This window comes from Acidobacteriota bacterium, from assembly GCA_009838525.1.
In the GTDB taxonomy this organism is placed as follows: domain Bacteria; phylum Acidobacteriota; class Vicinamibacteria; order Vicinamibacterales; family UBA8438; genus VXRJ01.
The window spans coordinates 66,485-90,968 of sequence record VXRJ01000027.1; the positions used below are offsets into that span (position 1 = coordinate 66,485).

The following is a 24,484-nucleotide window of genomic DNA, read 5'->3' on the forward strand; positions in this document are numbered from 1 at the left end:
CCGGCTGCCGTGAGCTTCCCCGGCGATTCCTGACCGATTCCCGCCGCGCTCAGGAAGATGTCCTGGCGATGGGTGCGGCGACGCCATCCGCGGAGAGCGGCAGATCGGCCTGCTCGGTCACCACGGAGGCGCCGCGCCCGGACATCCATCGCAGCCCCCGCTGGATGTCGTCGAGGATGAGATAGGCGGTCGGCACCAGGATCAGCGTGATGAAAGTCGCGAACAGCACGCCGAACGCGAGGGAGACAGCCATCGGCACGAGGAAAGCCGCCTGCATGCTCCGTTCGAGCATCAATGGCGCCAGGCCGAAGAATGTCGTCAGCGACGTTAGCAGGATGGGTCGGAAACGGTTGCTGCCCGCTTCGCGGATCGCGAGCTTGAGGCCGGTGGAGTCGAACTCGTCGCGGTCCGGCTGGGCGCCACCCGCCTTGCGAACGCGCCGGCCCACGTCGGCGTGCACGGCTCGCGCGCGGTTGATGAAATCGACCATGACCAGGCTGTCGTTGACGACCACCCCGGTCAGGGCGACGAGGCCGAACATCGACATCATCGTGACGTCGAGCCGCATAATCATGTGTCCCCAGATGGCGCCCACCAGCCCGAACGGGATGGCTCCCATGATGATGAGCGGTTGCACGTAGGAACGGAGCGGCACCGCAAGCAGGGCGAAGATCATCAGCAGCGCGAGGACGAACCCGCGCTGCAGGCCGGAAACGGCGTCCACCTGTTCGGCTTGAGCGCCCTCGAACGTGTAGAAAACCCCCGGGTAATCGCGGAGCAGTTCCGGGAGAATACGATTGTCCAGATCAGCAATGACTGCGTTCGCGGAGGTGACCGCCGGATCGACCGAGGCGGTGACGTTCACAGCGCGGTTCCGGTCGACGCGCTTGATCGATGCGAAGCCGCGGCCCGGCTCAACTTGGGCAACCTGGCTGAACGGTACCTCGCCGCCGTTGGGCGTTCGAATCCGCATGTTCTCCAGGTCTCCGAGTGACCTTCGTTCGTCCCTCGGATAACGCACCATGACGCGGATGTCGTCTCGTCCCCGCTGTATCCGCTGCGCTTCCTCCCCGTAGAAGGCCTGCCGGACCTGCCGGCCGAGATCCTGCAGCGTCAGACCGAGAGTTTCCGCCGCCGGCCTGATGCCGAGTTGCATCTCTTCCTTCCCGGCGCGGAAGGAGTCCGAGATCTCGTACACGCCGGTGTACTCGGCCAGCCGGCCCTTGACCGCTTCCGCCGCGGCGCGCAGGCGGTCGACATCCGGCCCGGCGAGCTGGACATCAACGTCGTCACCCGGAGTCATCAGGGACATGGAGAAATTGAGGTCGACGGCTTCCGGGATCGCTCCTGTGGCGTCCCGCCACATGCCACCGAGTTGTTCGCTCGTGTACGAACGGGTCTCAGCAGGAGCGAGTTCGATAGTCACCTCACCCAGGTTTGACGCACTCACGCTCTGTACCGGGCCGAGTGGCCCGGGACCGCGTGCCGCCATCGGCTGATCGCCGATCGACGTGGACACGTGGCGGAAGTAGTCCATTCCGGTTTCCTGCAGGAGTCGCGCGCGGAGCCGCGCGGCGCCGTCCTCCATCTTCTCTACCGCCTGCGAGGTGACATCGGCCGGGGTGCCCTGCGGCATCGTCACCGACGCCGCCATGAAGTCGGCTTCGATCGACGGGAAGAACTGGAAGTTGGTCCATCCGCCGACGACCATCCCGCCGGTCAGGATCAGAGTGCCCACCCCGGTGGCGGCGGTGACGTAGCGCCACTTGAGGGCCGTCTCCAGGAGCGGCTGGTAGACGTTCCGGATGAACGACTTCAGCCCGTTCGCGAACACCTGCTGGAACGAGTGCCAAGCGCCCGAACGACGCCGTTTGGACACGTGCGATAGATGAGCCGGGAGGATCCCCAGCGACTCCACGAGCGAGAAAAGCAGGCATGGGACGACAATGAGCGGAATGACCCGGAAGATCTTCCCCATCATGCCCGGGACGAACATCAGCGGCATGAACGCCGCTACTGTCGTCAGCACCGCGAAGACGACCGGTTTCGCAATCTCTCGCGCGCCTTCGATGGACCCCCGAAGGCCATCCCCATGGTTCTCCTGGTGCCGGAAGATGTTCTCGCCGACGATGATGGCGTCGTCCACCACGATCCCGAGGACGAGGATGAAGGCAAATAGCGAGATGACGTTCACCGTCACGTCGAACCCCGGCATGAGTGCGATGGCGCCCAGGAACGAGATCGGAATGCCCAGGCTCACCCAAAACGCGAGGCGGAACTGCAGGAAGAGCGCAAGTACTACGAATACCAGCACGAACCCGGTCGCGCCGTTGCGCAGCATCAGCACGAGACGGTCATTGAGCACTTCGGCCTGGTCCTGCCAGATCACCATCGAAACGCCGGTGGGCAGTTGGGCCTGCTTGTCCTCCACGTAGCGCGTGACGTCCTCCGCGATGTCCAGCGCGCTTTGATCTCCAGTCCGGAAGACCGACACCATGACCGTTGGGGCCCGATCGAACCGGGCGAACTGATCCGTTTCCTCGAACCCGTCAATCACGTTTGCCACATCGCCAAGACGCAGGCGGCTGCCGTCCGGACGCGTCCACAGGACCAGATCCTCATACTCGTTGCCGCGGTAGGCCTGACCGATCGTCCGCAGCAGGATTTCGCCACCGTCGGTGCGAACGGAGCCGCCCGGGAGATCGAGCGACGATCGCCGCACCGCGTCCGCCACCTGGTCGAACGTCATGCCGTGCCGGCGCAGGGCCACTTCGGAGACTTCGATCGAGATCTCGTAAGGCGGCGCGCTGACCAGGTCGACCTGCGTAATGCTGGGCAGGGCCGACAACTCGTCCCGAACCTCCTCGCCGACCCCTTTGAGGGCGAAGATGTCCATCTGGCCGGCGATGGAGATGTCCACCACCTGGTTGCGCGCCAGCAACTCGCGGATGATTGGCTCTTCGGTCTCGAGCGGAAACGTCGTGATCGCGTCGACGTTGTTCTTGACCTCGTCGACCACCCGGCGGGAGTCGGCGCCGAGCTCGAGCTCGACGATGACCGACGCGCTGCCCTCGGAGGCGGTCGACACAATCTGCTTGATGCCGTCGATGCCCTGAATCGCCTCCTCGATCCGAAGTACGACCCCTTCCTCCACCTCTTCCGGGGCGGCTCCGAGGTAGGGCACCTGTATGCTGATGCGGTCGAGGTCCACTTCCGGAAAAACCTCTTCCGTAACCGCGGTAGTGGCGATAAGGCCGCTCGTGATGATGAAGACCATCATCAGATTGGCGGCGACGGGGTTTCGGGCGAACCAGGCGATTCCGCCGCTCTTCATGCCTGCCCCCCATCCCGACGCGGAGCGGCGGCATCCGCGCCTCCGCCGCTGGCCCGCCCCGCCTCGCTGGCTAGCGCGTCTCGCACGCTGTCGGCCATCGCGTCCGCGACGCGCTCCTGAAGATCGGCCAGTGCCTCAACCGTGCCGTCGACCTTGACGGCCGAGATGACCGCGCCGTTACGCGCGTCGGTCAGTCGCGCCGTCACGCGGAGCATGGACCCGATGCGCTGGATGCCGCCACCAACCACCCACATCGCGTCGTCGCCACCCGCGATCACCCCGACCCCGGGCAGCGCCGCGAGTCGCGCCGTCACCGCCTCCGTGATGACGACACCGAGGTCCACGTCCAGTCCCGCCTCTCGACCCGAGCTCAGGTCATCGAACGGCAACACCGAGAGCGCGCTGATCGATGCTGCGGCCCGCCGCCGGTCTCGCGCCGTGTCCCTTGGCGCAGCAGGAACAGTCTCCGCGCGGGCCGCCACCTCTCCCGGGTCGACGGACCGATCAACGGACGGAGCTTCTCGTGCGGATGCGGATGCCCGTTCGTTCCTCGCTGGACGGCCGTTTGCTCCGGCCGGCGGGGTCTCATCCAGGATCGCTTCCAGCCATTGCGGCAGTGCCTCAACGCGGGCTGATTCCTGGTCGGATCCTTCGGCCGGGGCGGCCGGGGCGGCCGGGGCCGCCGCGGGAGCAGCCGTCGGCGCCGCAGCGCCGGTTGCGGGTTCCGCGCGGTCCGGAGCCGTGACGGCGGCGGGCGCGGCCCCGTCGGCCGGAGGGTCAGCACTGGAAGCCGGTCGCGCGTCCATCGCCGCTCCGTTCCTTCGCGCAAGCAGGGCGGGATCCGCAGCGGCAAGCTGCACCAGCATTCCGTCGGTCGGCGCGTCGAGCGGTGAGACTACGACGAGTTCACCCGCCACCAGTCCAGTTTCCACAATCGCCGATTCCGCCGAGGTTCGGAGCACGTCGACGGTGCGGAACTCGAGCCGGTCGTCAGGCGTGACCACCAGCATCCGGTCACGGCCGCGCAGGGCCTCGCGCGGAAGCACGGCAACGCCGCGGGCCGTGCGCCCGCTGATCTCGGCCTCCACGTACATACCGACCGCAAGCGGGGGGCGGTCCGGATTCGCGCCCTGGGCGTACGGATCCGCGACCTCGGCGACGGCGTGGACCATGCGGCTCACCGAGTCGATCTCGCTTTCGGTGCGGACGATGCGCCCGTTCCACGAGTGTGTCTGGCCAGCGAACGTCGCGCGCAGGGTCACCTGCGGCTGCGCCTGCTGTTCGACGCCGCGATACGACAGTGGAAGGTCGAGATAAGCGAGCTCGTCATCGGGAAGCGGCAGCCGGATTTCCGCAAAATCGACCGCATAGACGGTGGCGACCGAGTCGCCCCTCCGAACGTACTGGCCGATATCGACGTTCTTGGCTCGCATGCGGCCGGCATACGGCGCAATAATCTCGGCCCGCTGGAGATCGCGTACGGCTCGCTCGACACCCGCTTCCGCCGCCGCCACGGCCGCGCGTGCGTCATCGAGCTGCGGCTTGCGCAACGCCAGTTCGCGCGGGTCGCCACGGCCGAGCGTTTCCCATTCCCTCTGCGCCACCTCCGCCTCGGCCTCTTCTTCGGCAAGGCGAAGACGTGCCTGCGCGAGTTGCGACCGTGCGCTGACGAGCTGCTGTTCGTAGTCGAACGGGTCGATCCGAACGAGCACGTCATCCGCTTCGAAGAACCCGCCCTCGACGAAGGAAGGCGCGACCCAGATCACGCGGCCGTCGATCTCGGAAACGAGCTGGCTCTCGGTACGTGGCCGGACCGTTCCCTGGCTCATGACGGTAAGCGGCGCGTCGGTCAGGGCGACCTCGTGGACGCGAACGCCCGGCGGCGTCACCACTGGCGCCAGTGTTTCCACCGGAGGCCGATTCCAGTACATCGTGAGCGCGATGAAGCCGGCCGCGGCAAGGATGATCAGCGGCAGCAGGGCCTGGAGGATGCGAAGGTGTAGGCGTTTCATGGGGCTATTCCATTCGATGCCGTTTCCGGCTCACTGGTGGTGCTGTCGCCGCGGCTGGCGATGGTGACCGGCGCCTCGAGTTGCTCGAAGCCGCCGCCGAGGGCCAGGTAGAGATCCACACGGTTTTCCAGGCGGAGGCGCTGGGCCGCGATGTGTTCCGACTCCGCCTGAAAGGCCGACCGCTGCGAGTCCAGGACGGTGATGTAGGTGTCGAGACCGGCCCGGTACCGTTCGTCGGCAAGGCGTTCCGCGGCGCGGGACTGCTCGACGGAGGTCGCGAGGTGGGTGACGCGGTCCGCCAGGTACTCCTCGGCCGCGAGCGCGGTCTCCACTTCGCTGTACGCCGTAAGTGCCGTGTTGACGTAGTTCGCGAGCACTTCGGCCACCTGTGCCTCAGCACGGTCGATGTCCACGCGCAACCGGCCGCCCTGCCAGAGTGGCGCGACGACGTTCGCCACGATGCCCCAGACGCCGAAATCGCCGTTCAGGAGGGAAAGCAGCGAGTTTGTGGCGGTGCCGGTGTTTGCGGTCAGGCTGATGCCGGGAAGGAGTTGACGCCGCGCCACATGCAGCCGGGCCTCGGAAGCGGCCACCTGCCGTTCGGCGGCGGCGAGGTCGGGACGCCTCGCCACCAGGTCCGCTGGTACGCCGCCCGGCACCGGCGGCGGCATCGCGGGCAGTTCCGACGGCGGCGTGATGTCCCCCGACGCATACCGGGCGAGCAGGAGGTCGAGCTGGCGCAGCGAGGCATCGAGCTGCCGCCGCCGCTCCGCGAGTTGCGCTTCGGCGTTCGATAGGTTGAGCAGGGCCAGCCGGAGATCCAGGGCGGGACGTACGCCCGCCTCGAAACGTTGCTGAACGACGTCGACCGACTCGCGGAAGCTGTCGACGGTTGCCTCTGACAGCAGTACCTGCTGGCGTGCCTCCGCGATCGCGAACCAGGTCTTGGCAGTCTGACCCGCGAGCGACAGCTGGGCGCCGCGCAGATCGGCGCCGACGCGCTGCAGGTCGGCGAGGGCCGCCTGCTCGGAAGTGCGAAGGCGACCCCAGAGATCGACTTCCCAGACCGTGTCGAGGGAGATTCCGTGGTTCGTGAAGACGGTGCTCAGGACGCGATCCCCAGCTCCCGGGATTGGGAACCCGATGAAGTTCTGCTTCCGGCGGATGCCGCTGTATGAAGCTTGCAGGCTGGGGTTCAGTGCGCTCGCTGCCGCGCGGGCGTCCGCCGCGGCTATCTCGAGGCGCGCGGCCGCCGCTTGCAGGTCCAGATTGCGAGTGAGCGCATTGTGGATCGCTTGTGAGAGTTCTTCGTCGCTGAACGCCGTCCACCAGTCGGGCGCCACCTGGCCGGCCGGGATCTCGCCGGCGGTCCAGTCGTCGGGCAGGCTCACGCTTATCTCCGGTCGTTCGACCGGAGGCGCGGTGATGGCGCACCCCGCCGCGAGCGTTGCGGCCGCAAACAGGAAGAGCCGTAGCGCCGTTCGGATCATCATCGCCTCGCACCCGCGCCGGCAACCACCCGGGCCGGCGCCGCGGCATGGGAAGACGCCGCCGTCATGCCGGCGGCGGTGTACCGGACGAGCGACTCGAGCACGTTCTCGGGAACGTGCCCGGCGTCTTCCCGCCCGATGAGCATCGGCCCCCACGACATCGTGAACGACATGGAGCCGATCATGAAGAGCATCCGCCAGTTCACGTCGGGATGGTCGGGCAGCGCGTGCTGGAGGGCCGCCTGAAAACGCTGGCGGACCTCATCGAACTGTTCCACCAGCATCGCGCGGAAGGCCTCGTTCGTCTCGGCGTGAATCCGCCCCACCAGGCGGAGGAACGACACCTGCGCGTCGGCGCTCCATGCGCGCTGCCGCTCGAAAGGTGGCAACAGGAACGCGCGCACCACTTCTTCGATTGGCGGCGGGTCTTCTCCCGCGCGTGCATTCACGGCGTCCAGCATCGCGAGGCGCTCCCTATTGATTGGCCGGAACCGCCGCTCGAGCACCGCCTCCAGCAACGCCTCCTTGGATCCGAAGTGGTAGTTCACCGAGGCGACGTTGACGCCCGCCCCGGCGGTGATGTCGCGAAGCGACGTCGAGGCGAAGCCCCGCTCGCCGAACAGTCGCTCCGCCGCGTCCAGGATCCGTTCCTTGGTGCCGGTTGCCATGATTAAACAGTTGTTTCAATCATACGTTGGAGTCGCGGGGAAGTTCAACCCCGTATTTGGAGAGCTCGTGGTCCTGTCTGGGCGATGGCCCGCGGGAATTTTCTCGCCAAGTAGTTACCGGACACTGGACAATCCGGCACCAGTCTCTATAAGTTGTTGAAAAAAAGTGAGTTATGGGAGAGCCGCCGGAGTCTAGAAAACTTGGTGCCGGGGCTTGGCATCGACGTTGTCTGGTGATACACTCACCACCTCGGGAGGACTTTCTCCCGCTGGTTCCAGGCGCGATGGTCGCGCCACTGAGGAGGTCGTCTCATGGGAGACGCGGCTCACACGCACATGAGTAGTGAGGAGTGCCAGGCCCAACAGCCGGGCGTCTCGCGACGGGGCTTTATCAAGGGCGTTATCGCGACCGGCGCAAGCGTGTCGGCGTCCGGCTACGTCCTGCGGAACAACGGCATTGTGCTGGCGCAGGCGCCGGGCGCGGTCGAGCGGCTCGTGACGCTCAACGTCAACGGGCAGCAGCGGCGCGTCGACGTCATGCCGCAGGAAACGCTGGCGATGACACTGCGCTACAAGCTGGGGCTCACCGGCACGAAGATCGGTTGCGACCGTGCCGAGTGCGGCGCCTGCACCGTTCTGGTCGATGGGGTCCCGCAGTACTCCTGCTCGACGCTTACTCATCAGGTGCGCGGGCGCGAGGTTCTGACGATCGAGGGCCTCGAGAGCGCCGATGGGACGCTGCACCCGGTGCAGCAGGCGGTGGTCGACTTGCAGGGCTTCCAGTGTGCGTTCTGCATGTCGGGGTTCGTGATGAACATGGTCGCGCTCACCGAGGAGAACCCGAACGCTACGCGTGGCGAGGCGGCCCACCACCTGGCCGGCAACATCTGCCGGTGCATCGACTACAACAAGATCCTCAACGTCGCAGAGAAGGCGTGCGAGTACACGCGTAACGGGATGAGGAGCTGACGATGGCTGACTTCAAGCTGATCGGCAAGAACTACACGACGCCCGACATTCTCGCCAAGGTGACGGGACGGGCGAAGTACGCGGAGGATTTCCGTGCGGAGGGGATGGTCTTCGCGAAGCTGCTCCTCAGCCCGATGCCGCATGCGCGGGTCCGGCGGATGGACACCAGCGCGGCGCTGGCGATGCCGGGAGTCGAGGGCATCCTGACGGCCGACGACCTCGAGCCGGCGGAAGCTCCTCAGGAGGCGGGTCTCACCAACGAGCCGCTCTATGAGGGCGAGCCGATTCTCGCTGTTGCGGCGGTCGACGAGGAGACCGCGGCCGAGGCTATCGAAGCGATCGACATCGACTTCGAGCCGCTGCCGTTCGTTCTCGATCCGCTCGAGAGCCTGCGGCCGGGCGGTCCGAACGCGCGCCTCGACGGCAACACGATGGTGGGTCGCGACCTGTCGACCATCAAGTGGGACAACGTCGACTGGAGCGAGATCGACCGTGGCATCCTGCCGACCAACGGCGAGATGACCGACGAGTGGCAGGTGGGCGACGTGGAGGCGGGCTTCGCGGCGTCGGACCTGGTGCTTGACGAAACGGTCTTCTCGGCGTCGCTGTCGCACCAGCCGCTCGAGACCCGGACGGCGATGGCCTACTGGCAGAACGGCAAGTGCTACATGCACGCCTCGACCCAGAGCACCGCCCGGACCGAGGCCGGCATGGCTCGCTGGATAGGCGTCGACCCGACCGATCTGGTGCTCCTCACCGAGTACTGTGGCGGGGGCTTCGGCAGCAAGATCGCCGCGTCGATTCAGTCGCGGATCCCGGCGCTGCTGTCCCGCAAGATCGGCAAGCCCGTCATGATGCGGGTGACGCGGCAGGAAGAGAACTTCTTCGGTCGCGCGCGACCGGGTATCCAGTGCCGCGCCAAGTTCGGTTTCCGGAGCGACGGCAGGATCCTGGCGATGGATCTGGCCCTCGTTCAGGATGGCGGTCCCTACGGGCGTTCGGGCGACTACATGTCATGCGCCGATCAGGCGTCGCTCATGTATATGCCGGAGCACGCGCGGGTTCGCGGCATCACCGTCTACACCAACACGCCGCCACGCGGGGCGCAACGGGCGCCGGGCGGTGTGCAGGCGGTGGCGATGTATGCCCCGATCGTCGACAAGGCGGCCCGGCAACTCGGTGTGGACCGGCTCGACATCATCGAGTTGAACGCGCCGGAGGGCCAGGCCCTGTTCGGGCGTCCGCGGCAGGGACAGCAGAGCAACGTCTCGGGCGCCTTCCCGAAGGAGGCCATCCAGAAGGCTCGCACCGAGTTCGACTGGGCAGGCATGATGGCGCGGAGCGGTCAGCGCAACGGCACCAAGGTGACCGGCATCGGTGCGGCCATCAGTTCCTACTCGGCCGGCACATCGGGTGTCGACGGCCTGCTGGTCATCCGTCCCGACGGGATGGTGGAGATTCATACCGGCGTCGGCAACCTCGGCACCGAGTCGTTCTCCGACACGTCGCGCGCCGCGATGGAGGCGCTCGACACGCCGTGGGAGCAGGCCGAAGTGGTCTGGGGCGACACCAGTAAGCACCTTCCCTGGAGCGCCATTCAGGGTGGCAGCCAGACGACCCATGGCCATACCAGGTCGAACTGGGCCGCCGGCCTCGAGGCGAAGAAGCGCCTCCAGGAGATTGCGGCAGACCGGTTCGGCGGATCGCCCGACAGCTTCGAGGTGTCGGACGGCCGCGTCTACCGGCGTGGCAACCGGGGTCAGGGGATGACCTTCGCCCAGGCGTCCGAGCGCGCCATCGAAATGGGTGGCGTCTATGACGGCTCGGTTCTGCCGGAGGACCTCAACGAGATGACCACCCGGTCCGCAACTGGGCTGCAGGGGCAGGGTCTCGTGGTTGCCGCCAAGGACAACTTCGAGACCGGCGGCCGGAACATCTCCTTCTGCATCGGCTTCGCCGAGGTCGAGGTGGACATCGAGACCGGGGCGGTGGAGTTGAAGGACTACAAGGTGGCCTCGGACGCCGGGACCATCCTGCATCCGCAGAACTTCGGCGGCCAGGTGCACGGTGGTGGCATCCAGGGCTTCGGCGTGGCCCTTGGACAGAAGTGGGTCATGGACCCGCAGTGGGGGCTGCACGTCGCCAAGCGGTTCTACTCGAACCGTCCGCCGACGATTCTGGATTCTCCACACGATTCGGAGATGGGGTGGCTCAATGCCGACGAGCCGGATCCGTTCTCCCCGATCGGGGCGAAGGGTATCGGTGAGGCGCCCGTCGGCGCCGGCACCGGCGCGGTGCTGAACGCCATTTCGGATGCCCTGGGTGGCGATGTAGATTTCAATCGCTCGCCGATCATGCGCGACATGATCCTCACGAAGCTCAATCCTGAGCTGACCGAGGCCCACAACAAGCTGACGACGCACGTGTAGCGCCGAACTGGAACATCTGGAGAGGGAGAAGATCCAATGGCCGTGATTCGCGACAAGATGCCGGCATTCCAGCTCTTCCAGCCTGCCAGCACGGAAGAGGCGCTGGGGGTGCTCGATCAGTATGGAGCCGAGGCGTGGGTGCTTGCAGGTGGACTCGACACCTGGGACTGGCTCAAGGACCGCGTCAAGAAGCCGGCGGCGGTGGTGGACCTGGGCGGCGTCGAGTCGCTGCGGGAGATCCGCTCCACCGGTGACGGACTTGAAATCGGGGCAATGGCCACGTTGCGCGAGGTCATTCGGCACCCCGAGGTGGCGAGTCAGTACAGCATGCTGGCCGACTCGGCGTCGCAGGCCGCGTCGCCCCAGATTCAGAATCAGGGGACGATCGGCGGCAACGTTGTCCAGGACACTCGTTGCTGGTACTACCGTGACGGGTGGAGCTGTTACCGAGCTGGCGGCAACATCTGCTATGCCGACACACCGACTGCCATGAATCGCGAGCATGCGATCCTGGGCGCGAGCCGGTGCGTCGCCGTCAACCCCTCGGACACCGCGCCCGTGCTGGTGGCGCTCGACGCCGAGATGGTGGTGCGCAACAGCGGCGGCGAGCGGGTCATCCCGGCGCAGGACTTCTTCATCGGTCCAGCCGTCGACATCATGCGGATGACCGCGCTGCAACCGGGCGATATTCTGACGTCCATCCGGATCCCGTCGACCTTCGCGGGTGCGAGCTTCTATTTCGAGAAGGCGCGCGACCGGGCGGTCTGGGACTTCCCGCTGGCAAACGTCGCGTCGGCGGCGAGAGTCAGCAACGGAACGATCGAGGACATCCGCATAGTTGCCAACGGCGTCGCACCGTATCCCGTCCGCTTCATCGCCGCGGAGAACGCGGTGCGTGGACAGCAGGTGAGCGAAGCGACGGCGTCGCGTGCCGGCGAGATCGCCATCAACGGGGTTCGTCCGCTGGCGCACAACGGCTACAAGGTGACGCTGCTGCGCAACCTCGTCGTGCGGTCAGTCCGAGGCGTCGAGGCGTAGATGCAGTTGTTTCAGTGGGGTACCAACCCCTGGGGCCAGGAGATCCTGATCAGGGTCTCCTGGGACCTGCTCTATCTCTCCTTCTGGCTCGGCGTCGCATTCTGCGTTTTTCACGTCGCCTACGCGGCTGTATGGCTGCCGAAACTCGCCCGCGCGAACGGTGGCGATGCGGGTGGTAGCGCGGGAGGCGGAGCCGTACCGGCCCAGATCGAGCGGCACACGCTCGCTGCGAGGCTGTTTCACTGGATCATGGCGGTCGCGATGCTCGTGCTGCTCGTCACGGGTTTCTTCCCGATTGTCGGCATTCAGTTCCCTTGGGTCACGATCCATTGGATTGCCGGCGTCGTCCTGACGATCTCGATCCTCTACCACATCATCCATTCGACGTTCTTTCTGGACTTCTGGTCGATCTGGCTGTTGCCGGCTGACCTGCAGGAAGCGATCGCCCGGGTGAAGCGGCAGTTGGGGCAGGATGCGGGACCGGTACCGAAGCACGGCAAGTACCCGCTCGATCACAAGCTGTATCACACTGCGGTCATGCTGGCGGGTTTCGCCGTGATAGCGACCGGGCTTGTCATGATGTTCCGGATCGAGAACCCGCTGGTGGCGCACAACGCGTACCTGTTGGCTGAAGAGACCTGGGGGCTGATGTACGTGCTCCACGGTCTGGGTGCCGTGCTGTTCGTGATGCTGACGATCACGCACATCTACTTCGCGGTCCGACCTGACAAGCTGTGGCTTACGAAGGCCATGATCTTCGGCTCGGTCGATCGTGAGAACTATTTGTCGCACCACGATCCCGACCGCTGGGTCGTGTCGCGGGACTCGTCCAAGAGTTGAGCGCCGTTACCCTCAAGGCGCTCGTCGACGTCGTCGAAGAAAGCTACGAGTTCTGTCTTGCGTACGCGGCCCGCGGAGTCACTCCGCAGATGGCCAAGGCCGGCGACACGCAGGTACGCAGGCAGCTACAGCAGTTGGCGGAAGCCCTTCCGCAACTGAGCGACGCCTTTCTGAACCTGGCGGGCGAACGGGACGAGTCGCGCCGGGGAGATTACCGGCGATTCATCGAGGTGCTTCGGCGCGACGCGGAATCGGCGCGAGCTGCGGTCGACCTCGTGCTGGCGCAGCCCGGCATTACGTCACAGATGGTCGATAACCTGAACGGCATGATTCACGTTCGGGCGTTGCTGACCGACGTATTCCTCGTGGACGAGATGCTCCGTCCGGACGCGCCACAGGCGCCGCACGTGCAGCCTGAGCCTGCGCCTGGAGTTCCGGCTGACGTTCCGCCACCGCCCGATCGATCCACAGAGCCGCAGCAGACCTAGCTGCGGTGGTGGCCGGCGCGCATGCCGGCGACCGCAGGATTGATGGATCTCACAGGGAAGGCCGCGCTCCTCACCGGCGGCCGGCGTATGGGAGTGGCGCTCGCTGCGTGCCTCGCGACCGCTGGCGTCGATGTGGCCTTCTCGTACCGACGATCTCGCGAAGAAGCGGATCAGGCCGCGGAGGCAGTGCGGCAGAAGGGCCGGAAGGGAATCGCTCTGGAAGCAGACCTTTCCGCTCCATCGGCTGCGGCCACGCTGGTGAATCGGTCCGCCGCCGCTTTGGGTCGCCTGGACATAGTGGTCCACCTTGCCTCCACGTACCGTCATACGCCGTTCGACGAGTTGGGTGACGACGACTGGTCCAAGGCGCTCGACATCGACCTCACGGCCGCATTCCGCCTGGCGCGGGCCGCGGTGCCGCACCTTCGCGCGGCGGGCGGCGGGCGGATCGTCACCGTCTCCGACTGGACTGCGGCTAGCGGCCGGCCCCGATACGCGGGCTACCTGCCCTACTATGTCGCCAAACGTGGCGTCATCGCCCTGACCGAAGCGCTGGCGCTGGAACTCGCAGGAGACAGGATCCTCGTGAATGCGGTCGCTCCGGGTCCGTTGCTTCCTCCGGAAGAACTGGATGCCGAAGAGGTGGCGGCGGTTGAGGCGGCTACGCCGCTCGGCCGTTGGGGAGGGCCTGAGGCGCTGGCCAGCACGGTGCTCGACCTCATCCGATCCGACTTCGTTACGGGTGAGACGGTCCGCGTCGATGGTGGCCGGCATGTTCGGTAGCGTGCCCGAAACGACCTCCGGCTTTCGCATTGCAATGGGTGTATCCGCTGTGTTAGCGTAGGCATGTTAGTAGTCACTAACTTATGGGCGCCGCCGCTGGCGGCCCCTGGCTGCACCGGTCGACCGGCACACGGAGCGTGGCAGGGGACTAAGACGATGCTCAACATGCGTGCCATCGCGGTGGCAGCGCTGGCGCTCGTTCCGGCGTTGGCGTCCGCCCAGCCCATCGAAGCCGATGTCAGGGCGCTGGTCCAGGGATCCTGCATCGCCTGCCACGGTGCGCGCACCGTAACGCCCCTCAACTTCGAAGAAATCGACTTCGATCTGACGAACCGCGAGACCCACCGCAAGTGGGAGCGGGTCTTCGAGCGGGTCGAGGCGGGCGAGATGCCGCCGCGAGGCGCTCCGCGCCCGGATCCCGCGATCGCGGAGAAGGCGCTTGACGCGTTGCGCGGCGGTCTCGTCGGCGCCAGTCTCGCCGCCCGCGGTCCGCAACGGACACCGTTGCGGCGGCTGACGCGGCTCGAGTACGCCTACACCCTGCAAGACCTGTTGGGGATCGATGAAGACGTCGCCCGCGACCTGGGACAGATGCTGCCGGCCGAGGCGGATTCCGGGGGATTCGATACGGTGGCGGCCAATCAGACCATGTCGTCGCTGCATGTGCGGAGCTATCTCGACGCGGCCGACCGCGCCCTTGATGCGGCGCTCCAGGTCGGGCCGCGCCCGGTGTCCGAGACCCGCCGGATCGACTACGCGGCCTCCGAGTACCTTCACATGATCAGCTCCGGCAAGTTCCTGGGCGCGGGGATCGTGAAGAAGCTCGATGACGCGTACGTCGCGTTCTACGACACCGGGTCCACTTATACGCTGCACAGCGCCAGCGAGGGCTATGGGGTGCCGTCTCCGGGCCGGTACCGCGTCACGCTGGATGCGTATGCGTACCAGGCCAGCACGCCGGTCACGCTTACCGTGTACCGCGGCAAGATGGCAGGGATTACGGCGTCGCTGGACAACCTGATCGGTGTCTTCGATCTGCTCGATGAAGCGGGTCGTACCATCATCCTGGAGACGTTCATGCGCCCGGGCGAGTTGATCGCGCCGTCGGTGGCGGAACTGCTTCCCCCGGTCGACGCTCCCCCTCCCAATCACTTCGCGCCGGATCAGAACGTCGACAACTGGATGGGCGAAGGGATCGCGCTCAGGTCTCTGACGATCGAGGGGCCGCTTTTTGACACTTGGCCGCCGGAGAGCACGAGGCAACTCTTGACGGGTGTCGACTTTGATGACACAGGCGAAATACGGCTGACGAAGGAGCCGTACGAGCACGTCAAGGACATCGTGGCGCGTTTCGCGCCGCTAGCGTTCCGCCGGCCGCTGGTCGAGGGCGAGCTGGAGGCCTACGCGGGGCTGGCCAAGCCGTTCCTCGGCGATGGCCAGCCGTTCAGCGAGGCGATACGGGTACCGCTTCGCGCCGTCCTGTCCGCACCGCCGTTTCTCTTCCACGCGAGTAGCGCGGGAGGCCTGGACGCCTTCGCTCTGGCGACCCGGCTCTCGTACTTCCTCTGGCGGAGCATGCCGGATGCCGAGCTAACGGATCTGGCGCATGCAGACCGGCTGACCGATCCGGCGGTGCTGTCGGCGCAGGTCGACCGGATGCTGGACGACCCGAAGAGCCAGCGCTTCGTAACCGACTACGCCGGCCAGGCGCTGCGCCTCTACGAGATCCGGCAGACGAGCCCGGACGCGAGCCTGTACCCGGAGTACGACGATCGTCTCGGGCAGGCGATGCGCCTGGAGACCGAGCTCTTCCTGCAGGAACTGGTCGCCGGGAATCTCGGGGTCGATCACCTGGTCGACTCCGACTTCACTTTCGTGAACCGCCGCCTCGCGGAGCACTACGGTATCGAAGGCGTGACGGGACAGTACATGCGAAGGGTGGAGTTGCCGGCCGACAGCCCGCGTGGCGGAATTCTCACGCAGGCGAGCATTCACAAGATCACCGCCAACGGCACGACGACCTCCCCGGTCCCGCGCGGCAACTACGTCCTGGCGAACCTGCTCGGAACACCTGCGCCGCCACCACCCGCCGATGTCGGCTCACTCGAGCCGGACACTCGCGGCACGACGACCATCCGCGAGCAGTTGACGGCGCATCGCGCCAACCCCGTCTGTGCGAGTTGCCACCGGTCCATAGATCCGCCCGGTTTTGCGCTCGAGTCGTTCGATCCGATCGGTGGATTTCGCAACAACTACCGGGTTTCCGGCGGTACGGGAAGGTTCGGTGGTTTCGCCGAGGGCCCAGCCGTCGACACGACCGGAGTGACGCCCCAAGGCGACCGCTTCGACGGAATCGTGGAGTACAAGCAGATCCTGCTCGAGCAGGAACTTGATAAAGTGGCCCGGCACTTTGCGTCCCAGTTGCTGATCTTCTCGACGGGTGCGGAGATTGAGTTCGCGGACAGGGATGCAGTGGATCAGATCGTCGCCCGTCTTCGCGATCAGGGATATCCGATCCGGAGCATGATTCACGAGGTCGTCGGGAGCGACCTCTTCAGGAGACAGTAGCCATGACATTGCCCCGACCGCTCGACCGCCGGACGTTTCTCCGGGCTTCGGGTGTTGCGCTTGCCCTGCCATGGCTCGAGTCGATGACGCCGGCCCTGGTGCGCGCCTCGGCTACCGCGCCGCCGCGGATGCTGAACATCTGCAACACGCTCGGCCTGTATTCGTCATCGTGGTTCCCAACCGCGGCGGGTGCCGGTTACGAGGCGACCGAATACCTGTCGCTCATCGATCACCACCGAGAGCAGTACACTCTCTTTAGTGGCTTTTCGCACGAAGAGCAGACCGGCCGCCAACCACATAACTCGGAGATCACCTGGCTGACGGCGGCCCGGCGTCCGGGGCTTGATGGGTTCCGGAACAGCATCTCGGTGGACCAGGTCGCGGCCAACCACCTCGGTTACGTGACGCGGTTCCCCTCCGTCGTGCTCGGCACGGCGACGCCGCAGAGCCAGTCGTACACCAGCAGTGGAGCGATGGTGCCCGCCGAATCCAGCGCGGCCAGCGTGTTCAAGCAGCTCTTCCTGCAGGGTACGCCGGAGGAAGTGGAACGCGAGACCCGCAGCCTGAACGCGGGGGCCAGCATTCTCGATCGTCTGCAGTCGCAGACCACGGCGCTGCGGGGACGCGTCAGCTCGACCGATCAGCGGACGCTTGACGCCTACTTCGACGCTGTACGCACCGCCGAGCAGGAACTGGCTGAGGTGCAGGCCTGGCAGAAGCGGCCGAAGCCCGTGGTGGCGGAGGAACCTCCCGAGGACCTGCCGAACGCGGCGGACCTGGTAGGCCGTGTCAAGCTGATGTACCGGCTGATTCCCCTTATTCTCGAGACCGACTCGTCGCGCGTCGTGAGCCTGATGATCCAGGACCACGGCACTGTCCTGAACGTGCCCGGGGTCAGCATCGACCAGCACGGCCTCTCGCACCATGGGCAGGACGAGTCGAAGATTGCCCAGCTCAAGCTGATCGAGAGGGAACTCGTCTCCGCATTTGGCGAGTTGCTGACCGACTTGCGGAGCCGCACCGGCGCCGACGGCGCCAGCCTGCTCGACTCGACGATGGTCCTCTTCGGGAGCAATCTCGGTAACGCGAACGCGCATACCGCGAGCGACCTGCCGATCCTCCTTGCCGGAGGCGGTTTCAACCACGGCCATCACATCGTCCACGAGGGCGAAGAGAACGCGCCACTCTGCAACCTGTTCGTCACCATGCTCCAGAACATGGGCGTGGAAACCGACGCGTTTGCGCAGAGCACCAGCGCCCTGACCTGGTCCTGATGCTGGGGCGCGTGTGCCGGTCTACCTGTGACGGAACGGACCCGGGAGGCAGCTTGATGCGGCAACAACTCTTGGCGTTGGCAATCGGTGTGGCGTTGTTCGGGCCCGTAGCCGCGACGGCGCAGGGAGGCGCCGCGGAGCCGCCCGTGACGTCCTGGGGCGATCCGGCTCTGGGAGGCGTCTGGGACTTCCGCACCATCACGCCTTTGGAGCGCCCCGAGGAACTCGGCGATCAGGAATTCCTGAGCGAGGAAGAGGCGGCGGCCCGGGAGCAGGAAGCGGCCGAGCGGGATCGGGCGATGGACGAGAAGCCGGCCGAACGAACCGAGGCGGGCGGCTCAGTAGGCGCCTACAACTGGTTCTGGATGGACTTCGGCACGCAGGTAGTCGAGAGCCGGCGCACGTCGCTCATCGTCGATCCGCCCAATGGCCGCCGGCCCCCGATGACCCCGGAGGCGATCGAGGCGGCGCGCAACACGCCCGCCTGGGGGCAGGAACCGCCGCCCGACACCTACCTCGACCGCAACTCCTTCGACCGATGCATCGGCACGATGGCGCTCCCCATCTACCCGACCGCGTACAACAACAACGTCCAGATCTTCCAGACCCCCGATCACGTGGCGATGTACGTCGAGATGATGGGATCGATCCGGATTATCCCACTCGATGACCGGCCTCCGACGGGTATCCGGCAGCCGCTCGGCGATTCGCGCGGCCGCTGGGAGGGCGATACGCTGGTGGTCGAGACGACCAATCTCAGTCGCCGGCTGACCATCATTGGCGCCAGTGCGAACGCGCGGAGCCTCGTGGAACGCTTCCGGCGGGTCAGCCCCGACATCCTGGAGTACACGTTCACGATCGACGACCCGACCGTCTGGACCTCACCTTGGACCGCCGTGCAGACCTTGCGGCCGCTCGACGGGCAGGTGTTCGAGTACGCCTGCCACGAGGGCAACTACGCCATGCCGAACATTTTGGCCGGCGCCCGCAAGGCCGAGGCGGAAGCGGCGCCTCGCTGAGTCGTCTTCCGTCCCTACGGCTTCGGGTGGGCGAGCAGCCATTCGACTGCGAGCCGCGTGAAGTGGGGCGACAGTTCGGGGATGTGGGCGCCTCCGGCGATCGTCCAGAGCTCGGCCGATCCGCCTGCCTTGCAGCCGCTTGTCCAGCGGGTCACGGTCGATTCCATCCCGTCGATCGAACGGTCCAGATCGAGCATGGCGACGTCCTCGCCGTTGCTGTCGCAGCCGTTCCGCGCCGCCCAGTTCTCGGCTGATTCGCGCGCCCCCGGATAGGCCGCCCCCTGGATCTCGCCGCCGTCGTACGCGATCGCGGTGTCCGCGTCGCCATGGATCTGCAGCACGTGGACCGGGTAAGGCGGGGCCGGACGCTCCTCCGACTGGTCAGCGCCGGCGATGCTGACAATCGCCGCGATGGCCCCCGAGTGGTCGTGCGCCAGGCGATAGGCCATGAAGGCGCCGTTCGAGTGGCCCATGACGTAGACCCGCTTTGGATCGATCCGGTAGTCGGCCTTCACCTTGTCGATCAGGCCGGAGAGGTACCCGGAGTCGTCCAGCTCGGGACCGGTCCAGTTGCAGCACGCGGTGGAGGCATCCCAGTAGAGCGGGTTGTTCTGCGCGGGAGAGGGTGTCCCGTCGGGCGCCACCAGGATGAATCCATAGTCGTCGGCCAAGTCGCTGAGCCCCATGTACTCGTTCTGAACCGCGCCGGTCCGGCCGTAGGTGTGGAGCAGCACGATGAGGGGCGCAGCAGTATCACCGGTGTAGCTGTCGGGAACGGTGACCGGCAGGGCGCCGCGGCCGCCATCGATCGACTGGGCGGCTGCCACGCCGTGACCGGCGGCCAGCGCCAGAACGAGAACAAAGGGAAGCATGTTGCGCATCGGGATCTCCTGGTGTCAGTGGGTGCGTGAATGAGTCGGGTCAGCGTGACGCCGCGCCGGCATGACCCGGACGCAGATGCTCGAGAACGAAGTCGAGCATCAGCTCGCGGCGATGGTGTTCGAGGTCGGCCCCGCCCAGGCGGTGGCGCGACCTTGGGTAGATCATCATCTCGAACGGCTTGTTGGCCTGCTGGAGAGCATGAGCGAACTGCAACGTGTTCTGCATGTGGACGTTCTCGTCCATCGAGCCGTGGACCAGGAGCAGCGCGCCGCTGAGACTGTCCGCCTTGAAGCGGGGTGAGCTGCGCTGGTAGCCCTCCGGGTTGTGCTGCGGCATCCGCATGTAGCGCTCGGTGTAGATGGTGTCGTAGTCGCGCCAGTCAGTGACCGACCCGCCGGCTATCCCCATTGCCCAGCGGTCGCTGTGGGTGAGGGCGTAACTCACCATGAAGCCGCCGTAACTCCATCCCTCAATGCCGACGCGCTCCCGATCGACGAAGCCCTGCGCAATCAGCCAGTCGAGTCCGTCTTCCTGGTCCTTCAGCTCCAGTTCGCCGAAGCGCTCATAGACTGGCCAGGCGGAGACCGCCCCCTTGCCGCTCGCCGTCTGGTTGTCGAGCACCCAGACGACGATGCCGCGCTGGGCCAGCAGTTGCCACCAGAGCGTCTCCCGGCTCCAGGCGTTCCGGACCCGCTGGACGTGAGGACCACCGTATATGTGCTGGTACACCGGGTACTGCCGGGAAGCATCGAAGTCGGGCGGCTTGATCAGCAACCCTTCCATCGCGAAGCCGTCGCGGTTCTCCACCTGCACGAACTCCGGTTCGGGGAGAGCGTAGTCCCGGAGCGCGCGCGCTTCGCGCGCGGCCACGACGCGCAGCTCCGCGCCGTCCGCTGCCGCGTGGAGCCGTACCTGCGGCGGTGTGTTGATGTCGCTCCAGGTGTCCAGATAGTGGGTGAACCCCGGGCTGAAGGCGGCGCTGTGCGTGCCCGGCGCCTCGGACAGGCGGCGCAGCCCGGTTCCGTCGAGACCGACGCGGTAGACGTCGAGACCTATCGGGCTCCGTTCGGTGCCCGAGAAATAGACGATGCCCGCCGTTTCGTCGACCCCATGGACGGCGCGAACCTCCCACTCTCCCCCGGTGACGGTGCTCAGCACCTTGCCGTCGCGGTCCAGGTGGTAGAGGTGCGCCCAGCCGGTCCGCTCGCTCCGCCAAAGGAATGTGCCGTCGTCGAGCCACCTGGGCGCACCGGTGACGTTCACCCACGCCTCGGAAGTCTCACGCAGAATGCGCTGAACCGAGCCGTCCAACGGGTGGGCCAGATCGAGATCGAGCCAGGTCTGCTCCCGATTCTGGATCTGGAAAACGACTCGACTGCTGTCGGGGGTCCAGCCGACCTCGACAATCAACGGGTCGTCCGTGGCGTAGCGTGCGAGGTCGGCCCAAGTGGTGGCGCCGCCCGCCACGCGAACCATGCCGAGGCGGACCGTCGGATTGGTGTCGCCCGCCTTCGGATACTCCCACTCCTCCACCTCCGGCCGGTAAGGGATGTGGTCCAGCACGGTGAAGATCGGTACGTCGCGGTCGTCGAGTTGAAGGTACGCGAGGCGTGACGAGTCGGGGCTCCACCAATAGCCGCGGAAGTTGCCGCGGCCGTAGATTTCTTCCTGGTACACCCAGTCGAGTTCGCCGTTGCGAACCCGCTCACTCCCGTCGGTGGTCAGCGGAACCTCCCGTTGTCCATCGATGTCGACGACGTTCAGGTTGCCGTCGCGGACGAACGCGACCAGCGTGCCGTCCGGACTGAACGACACTTCGATCTCGGTCTCCGGCGTCCGTGTCAGACGGCGGACGTCGGAGGTTTCCAGCCGGTAGTGGTAGAGATCGTCGGCGAAGCTGAACACGAGTGCGGTACGGGTGCCGTTCATCACATGGTTCGCTCGCCGTGCGATGTCGCGCGCGTCGTCGTCGGTCAGGCCGGGGAGCGAGGCTATCGCCGCTTCGAAAGCTGCAGTGTCGTACAGCGCCTCGCGCGTTCCGCTCAGTGCGTTCACCCGGGCAAGGGGGCTGCCGGCGCCGCCGGGAGCAGTCCGTTCGACGTAGTGTGCGTCGTCGATCCACGCGCCCCGAGCCGCACTGCCGCCCACGTCGATACGCCCCCCCGGGTCGTACAGGTCGGCGACGGTGAGCGTTCGTTCCTGTGCACCGGCGGGTGTCGTCCAGGCCGGACCGGAGACGACCGTTGTGGCGAGAATAGCCATTGCCGGAACGGTCGGGAGAAGTGGTACGGCGGTGATCGGGCGTCTCATGGGCTGACCCTTCCGGCCCGTACGGGCCGGTATAATCGCGAAACAGCCGATTCTACAACGGTCGGCCCCGGCCCCGGAGGCAGAAGTCACAGCCGGGCGGTTTCTGCTCCGGGGTCGTGGGCGAGGCCGGAGGAGTTCGATGATGCGTAACCGTTCCCTCGTCGTTCCCAGTCTGGTTGTCCTGCCGATCGCCGTTGTCGTGCTCATGTCGGCCTGCGCGACGCCCGGGGAGGAGCCGTCACCGGCGCCAGCCACTACGGACGCCGCCCCGGCGTCCGACCGGCCGTATCTGCTGGAGCGGATTGACGACGCGGCGATCGCTCAGATCTACGCCGATGGCTTCGAGTCCCTTGACTTGCGCGAGAAAACGCTCATCTGGCACCTCTACAATGCCGCGCTTGCGGGACGCGACATCTTCTACGACCAGCGCTACGCCCACAACCTCGAGATGCGCGAGGTGCTTGAGGAGATCCTCACGCACGCGGACGGGGTCGACACAACCACGCTGGACGCGATTCAGCGCTACACGAAGCTCTTCTGGATCAACCAGGGACCGTTCAACAACCTGACGGCGCGGAAGTTCCTTCCGGAGACGACGCCGGAGGCGTTCGCCGAGGCGGTGCATGCCGCGGCTTCCGCCGGCGCGGAGTTCCCGGTACAGGATGGCGAAACACTCGACGCGATGCTCTCTCGGCTCGAGCCCATCATCTTCGATCCCGACGTCGATCCGATCCTGACCAACAAGTCGCCGCGCGCTGGCGAGGACATGCTGCTGTCCAGCGCGAACAACCTCCACGCCGGGGTCTCGATGGCCGACCTCGAGGGGTTCGATGAGCGGTACCCGCTGAACTCCCGCCTGGTGAAGGAAGACGGCCGACTCGTGGAGGAGGTATACCGGATTGATGGCGACGGCCGCTATGCCGACGAACTGCGCGAGGTGGTGCGCCATCTCGAAGCGGCCATACCATTCGCGACGGAGCCGATGGCAGCGGCGCTGGAGGCCCTGATCACCTGGTATCGCACGGGAGAGCCGGAGGACCGCAAGGCGTACGACATCGCCTGGGTGGCCGATCGGGACTCGCCGGTCGACACGATCAACGGCTTCACCGAGGTCTACATGGATGCGCGGGGCGCCAAGGGCGCGTGGGAGGCGCTGGTCTTCTATGTCAATCCGGAGCAAGCCGAGACGATTCAGACGCTCGCCGAGCATGCGCAGTGGTTTGAGGATCACATGCCATGGGATCCGCGGTACCGCAAGGAGGGGGTCCGAGGTATTACCGCGAACGCGATCGACGTCGTCATCGAAATCGGCGACGCCGGACCGATTACGCCGATCGGGATCAACCTGCCCAATGACCAGACGGTGCGCGAGCAGTACGGCAGCAAGTCGATCTCGCTTTCCAACGTCATCGAGGCATACGACCTGTCGGCGCCGGCCGCCTACCGTGCGGAGTTCACCTGGGACGATGCGGAGACCGCGCGGGCCGAGCAGTGGGGAAGCCTCGCGGGCAACATGAACACCAACATGCACGAAGTGATCGGCCACGCCTCCGGGCAGCTTTCGGAACGGCTTGGCGGCAACGCGCAGCCGTTCCTTCGCGAGCAGTACTCCGCTCTCGAGGAGGCGCGGGCCGACCTGATCGCGCTCTACTTCATTGCCGACCCGAAGCTGGTGGAGATCGGGATCTTCGACGCCGCCGATCAGCCCGACATCGTGCTGGCCCAGTACGAGGCATATGCGCGCAACGCGATCCTGCAACTCCGGCGCGTACGCGAGGGCAACCAGCTCGAGCAGGACCACATGCGCAACCGGCAGATGGTCGTCCACTGGCTGATCGACAATACCGGCGCGATCGACGTGCGCCAGCGAGACGGCAAGACCTACAACGTCGTGACGGACGCCGACGCGTTCCGGGCCGGCGTGGCCGAACTGCTGGCCGAGGTGCAGCGCATCAAGTCGGAAGGCGACTACGATGCGGCGAGGACGTTGTTCGAGACCTACGGCATCCGGTTCGATCCGGCGCTGCGCGACGAGGTGCTGGAGCGCGTCGCAGAGGTGAATCTACCCTCCTACACCGGTTTCGTGATGCCGAAGCTGGAGGCAATCACGGCGGTGGACGGCACGATCACCGACGTCCGGATTTCCTACCCCCAGGACTTCACCCAGCAGATGCTGGAGTACTCGGGCAAGCGCTGAGCGGTGCGCGGGCTGGGTTGCGGCTTGCCGGGGCGCCGGCCTCCAGGCCGGCAATCCTGCTAGCTACCGCAGCCAGCCAGGCGGCGCGCCCGCGCGCCCCGCCGCCGCGCGGATGGGGGCGGTGGCCTCCGCGGGGGGCTGTAGGGACCCCCCCCCGGTCGAGGGCGCGAGGAGGGGGGGGTT

The 24,484-nt window shown here is 66.4% G+C and carries 17 protein-coding genes (1 of these 17 only partly in view); 10 read left to right on the forward strand and 7 right to left on the reverse strand.

Features of this window, described 5'->3' with window-relative positions; all coding sequences use genetic code 11:
- Positions 1–49: 49 nt before the first annotated feature.
- Genes F4Y45_11770 through F4Y45_11785 form a run of 4 tightly spaced genes read right to left on the reverse strand, consistent with a single transcriptional unit; the run spans position 50 to position 7,504 of the window.
- Positions 50–3,334 (reverse strand): efflux RND transporter permease subunit, encoded by a 3,285-nt coding sequence (locus tag F4Y45_11770; GenBank protein MXY25184.1) that lies wholly within the window; start codon positions 3,332–3,334, stop codon positions 50–52.
- Complete coding sequence (locus F4Y45_11775; GenBank protein MXY25185.1) at positions 3,331–5,346, reverse strand: efflux RND transporter periplasmic adaptor subunit; 2,016 nt, start codon at positions 5,344–5,346, stop codon at positions 3,331–3,333. Before F4Y45_11775 ends, F4Y45_11770 begins: the two co-directional genes overlap by 4 nt.
- Positions 5,343–6,839 carry an efflux transporter outer membrane subunit gene (locus F4Y45_11780; GenBank protein MXY25186.1) on the reverse strand — a complete coding sequence of 499 codons (1,497 nt, stop codon included), beginning with the start codon at positions 6,837–6,839 and terminating at the stop codon, positions 5,343–5,345. Before F4Y45_11780 ends, F4Y45_11775 begins: the two co-directional genes overlap by 4 nt.
- Positions 6,836–7,504 (reverse strand): TetR/AcrR family transcriptional regulator, encoded by a 669-nt coding sequence (locus F4Y45_11785; GenBank protein ID MXY25187.1) that lies wholly within the window; start codon positions 7,502–7,504, stop codon positions 6,836–6,838. Before F4Y45_11785 ends, F4Y45_11780 begins: the two co-directional genes overlap by 4 nt.
- 336 nt (positions 7,505–7,840) lie before the next feature.
- On the opposite strand from F4Y45_11785, the gene F4Y45_11790 reads away from it, so the two are divergent.
- The 9 genes from F4Y45_11790 (at position 7,841) to F4Y45_11830 (ending at position 18,912) form a co-directional block, all read left to right on the forward strand.
- Positions 7,841–8,473, forward strand: coding sequence for a (2Fe-2S)-binding protein (locus tag F4Y45_11790; protein ID MXY25188.1), 633 nt, complete (start codon positions 7,841–7,843; stop codon positions 8,471–8,473).
- 2 nt (positions 8,474–8,475) lie between these two features.
- Positions 8,476–10,902, forward strand: coding sequence for a xanthine dehydrogenase family protein molybdopterin-binding subunit (locus tag F4Y45_11795; GenBank protein ID MXY25189.1), 2,427 nt, complete (start codon positions 8,476–8,478; stop codon positions 10,900–10,902).
- 36 nt (positions 10,903–10,938) lie between these two features.
- Entirely contained in the window at positions 10,939–11,940 is a 1,002-nt protein-coding gene (locus F4Y45_11800; protein MXY25190.1) for a xanthine dehydrogenase family protein subunit M, read from the forward strand.
- Positions 11,941–12,780, forward strand: a complete 840-nt coding sequence (locus F4Y45_11805) for a cytochrome b/b6 domain-containing protein (GenBank protein ID MXY25191.1) — start codon at positions 11,941–11,943, stop codon at positions 12,778–12,780.
- Positions 12,777–13,268 (forward strand): hypothetical protein, encoded by a 492-nt coding sequence (locus F4Y45_11810; protein MXY25192.1) that lies wholly within the window; start codon positions 12,777–12,779, stop codon positions 13,266–13,268. The genes F4Y45_11805 and F4Y45_11810 overlap by 4 nt, the downstream gene beginning before the upstream one ends.
- Positions 13,269–13,289: 21 nt before the next feature.
- The gene (locus tag F4Y45_11815; GenBank protein MXY25193.1) at positions 13,290–14,051 is read left to right on the forward strand and encodes an SDR family oxidoreductase; all 762 of its coding nucleotides are present in this window, start codon (positions 13,290–13,292) and stop codon (positions 14,049–14,051) included.
- A gap of 63 nt (positions 14,052–14,114) precedes the next feature.
- Entirely contained in the window at positions 14,115–16,619 is a 2,505-nt protein-coding gene (locus F4Y45_11820; GenBank protein MXY25194.1) for a DUF1592 domain-containing protein, read from the forward strand.
- Between the two features lie 2 nt (positions 16,620–16,621).
- Positions 16,622–17,893, forward strand: coding sequence for a DUF1552 domain-containing protein (locus F4Y45_11825; GenBank protein MXY25195.1), 1,272 nt, complete (start codon positions 16,622–16,624; stop codon positions 17,891–17,893).
- A 56-nt stretch (positions 17,894–17,949) separates the two neighbouring features.
- Entirely contained in the window at positions 17,950–18,912 is a 963-nt protein-coding gene (locus tag F4Y45_11830) for a hypothetical protein (GenBank protein ID MXY25196.1), read from the forward strand.
- 14 nt (positions 18,913–18,926) lie between these two features.
- Here the strand turns inward: F4Y45_11830 and F4Y45_11835 are convergent, their stop codons facing one another.
- On the reverse strand, positions 18,927–19,793 hold the full coding sequence (locus F4Y45_11835) for a hypothetical protein (GenBank protein MXY25197.1): 867 nt from the start codon (positions 19,791–19,793) through the stop codon (positions 18,927–18,929).
- A gap of 40 nt (positions 19,794–19,833) precedes the next feature.
- On the reverse strand, positions 19,834–22,311 hold the full coding sequence (locus tag F4Y45_11840; GenBank protein MXY25198.1) for a S9 family peptidase: 2,478 nt from the start codon (positions 22,309–22,311) through the stop codon (positions 19,834–19,836).
- Here F4Y45_11840 and F4Y45_11845 point away from each other — a divergent pair.
- Positions 22,310–24,301 (forward strand): peptidase M49, encoded by a 1,992-nt coding sequence (locus tag F4Y45_11845; GenBank protein MXY25199.1) that lies wholly within the window; start codon positions 22,310–22,312, stop codon positions 24,299–24,301. The two genes, F4Y45_11840 and F4Y45_11845, sit on opposite strands and share 2 nt — an antisense overlap.
- Positions 24,302–24,364: 63 nt before the next feature.
- Here the strand turns inward: F4Y45_11845 and F4Y45_11850 are convergent, their stop codons facing one another.
- Positions 24,365–24,484: the end of a hypothetical protein gene (locus tag F4Y45_11850; GenBank protein ID MXY25200.1), read on the reverse strand. Its footprint extends 699 nt past the window's final position; the window shows 120 of its 819 coding nt (coding positions 700–819); its start codon lies off the right edge, out of view — the gene reads right to left on this strand; it ends in the stop codon at positions 24,365–24,367.

Excerpts from the sequence above, each read along its gene's own strand:
- F4Y45_11770 (MXY25184.1), bottom strand. The coding sequence starts at position 3,334 with ATGAAGAGCGGCGGAATCGCCTGGTTCGCCCGAAACCCCGTCGCCGCC.
- F4Y45_11775 (MXY25185.1), bottom strand. The coding sequence starts at position 5,346 with ATGAAACGCCTACACCTTCGCATCCTCCAGGCCCTGCTGCCGCTGATC.
- F4Y45_11780 (MXY25186.1), bottom strand. The coding sequence starts at position 6,839 with ATGATGATCCGAACGGCGCTACGGCTCTTCCTGTTTGCGGCCGCAACG.
- F4Y45_11785 (MXY25187.1), bottom strand. The coding sequence starts at position 7,504 with ATGGCAACCGGCACCAAGGAACGGATCCTGGACGCGGCGGAGCGACTG.
- F4Y45_11790 (MXY25188.1), top strand. The coding sequence starts at position 7,841 with ATGAGTAGTGAGGAGTGCCAGGCCCAACAGCCGGGCGTCTCGCGACGG.
- F4Y45_11795 (MXY25189.1), top strand. The coding sequence starts at position 8,476 with ATGGCTGACTTCAAGCTGATCGGCAAGAACTACACGACGCCCGACATT.
- F4Y45_11800 (MXY25190.1), top strand. The coding sequence starts at position 10,939 with ATGGCCGTGATTCGCGACAAGATGCCGGCATTCCAGCTCTTCCAGCCT.
- F4Y45_11805 (MXY25191.1), top strand. The coding sequence starts at position 11,941 with ATGCAGTTGTTTCAGTGGGGTACCAACCCCTGGGGCCAGGAGATCCTG.
- F4Y45_11815 (MXY25193.1), top strand. The coding sequence starts at position 13,290 with ATGCCGGCGACCGCAGGATTGATGGATCTCACAGGGAAGGCCGCGCTC.
- F4Y45_11820 (MXY25194.1), top strand. The coding sequence starts at position 14,115 with ATGTTAGTAGTCACTAACTTATGGGCGCCGCCGCTGGCGGCCCCTGGC.
- F4Y45_11825 (MXY25195.1), top strand. The coding sequence starts at position 16,622 with ATGACATTGCCCCGACCGCTCGACCGCCGGACGTTTCTCCGGGCTTCG.
- F4Y45_11830 (MXY25196.1), top strand. The coding sequence starts at position 17,950 with ATGCGGCAACAACTCTTGGCGTTGGCAATCGGTGTGGCGTTGTTCGGG.
- F4Y45_11835 (MXY25197.1), bottom strand. The coding sequence starts at position 19,793 with ATGCGCAACATGCTTCCCTTTGTTCTCGTTCTGGCGCTGGCCGCCGGT.
- F4Y45_11845 (MXY25199.1), top strand. The coding sequence starts at position 22,310 with ATGTCGGCCTGCGCGACGCCCGGGGAGGAGCCGTCACCGGCGCCAGCC.
- F4Y45_11840 (MXY25198.1), bottom strand. The coding sequence starts at position 22,311 with ATGAGCACGACAACGGCGATCGGCAGGACAACCAGACTGGGAACGACG.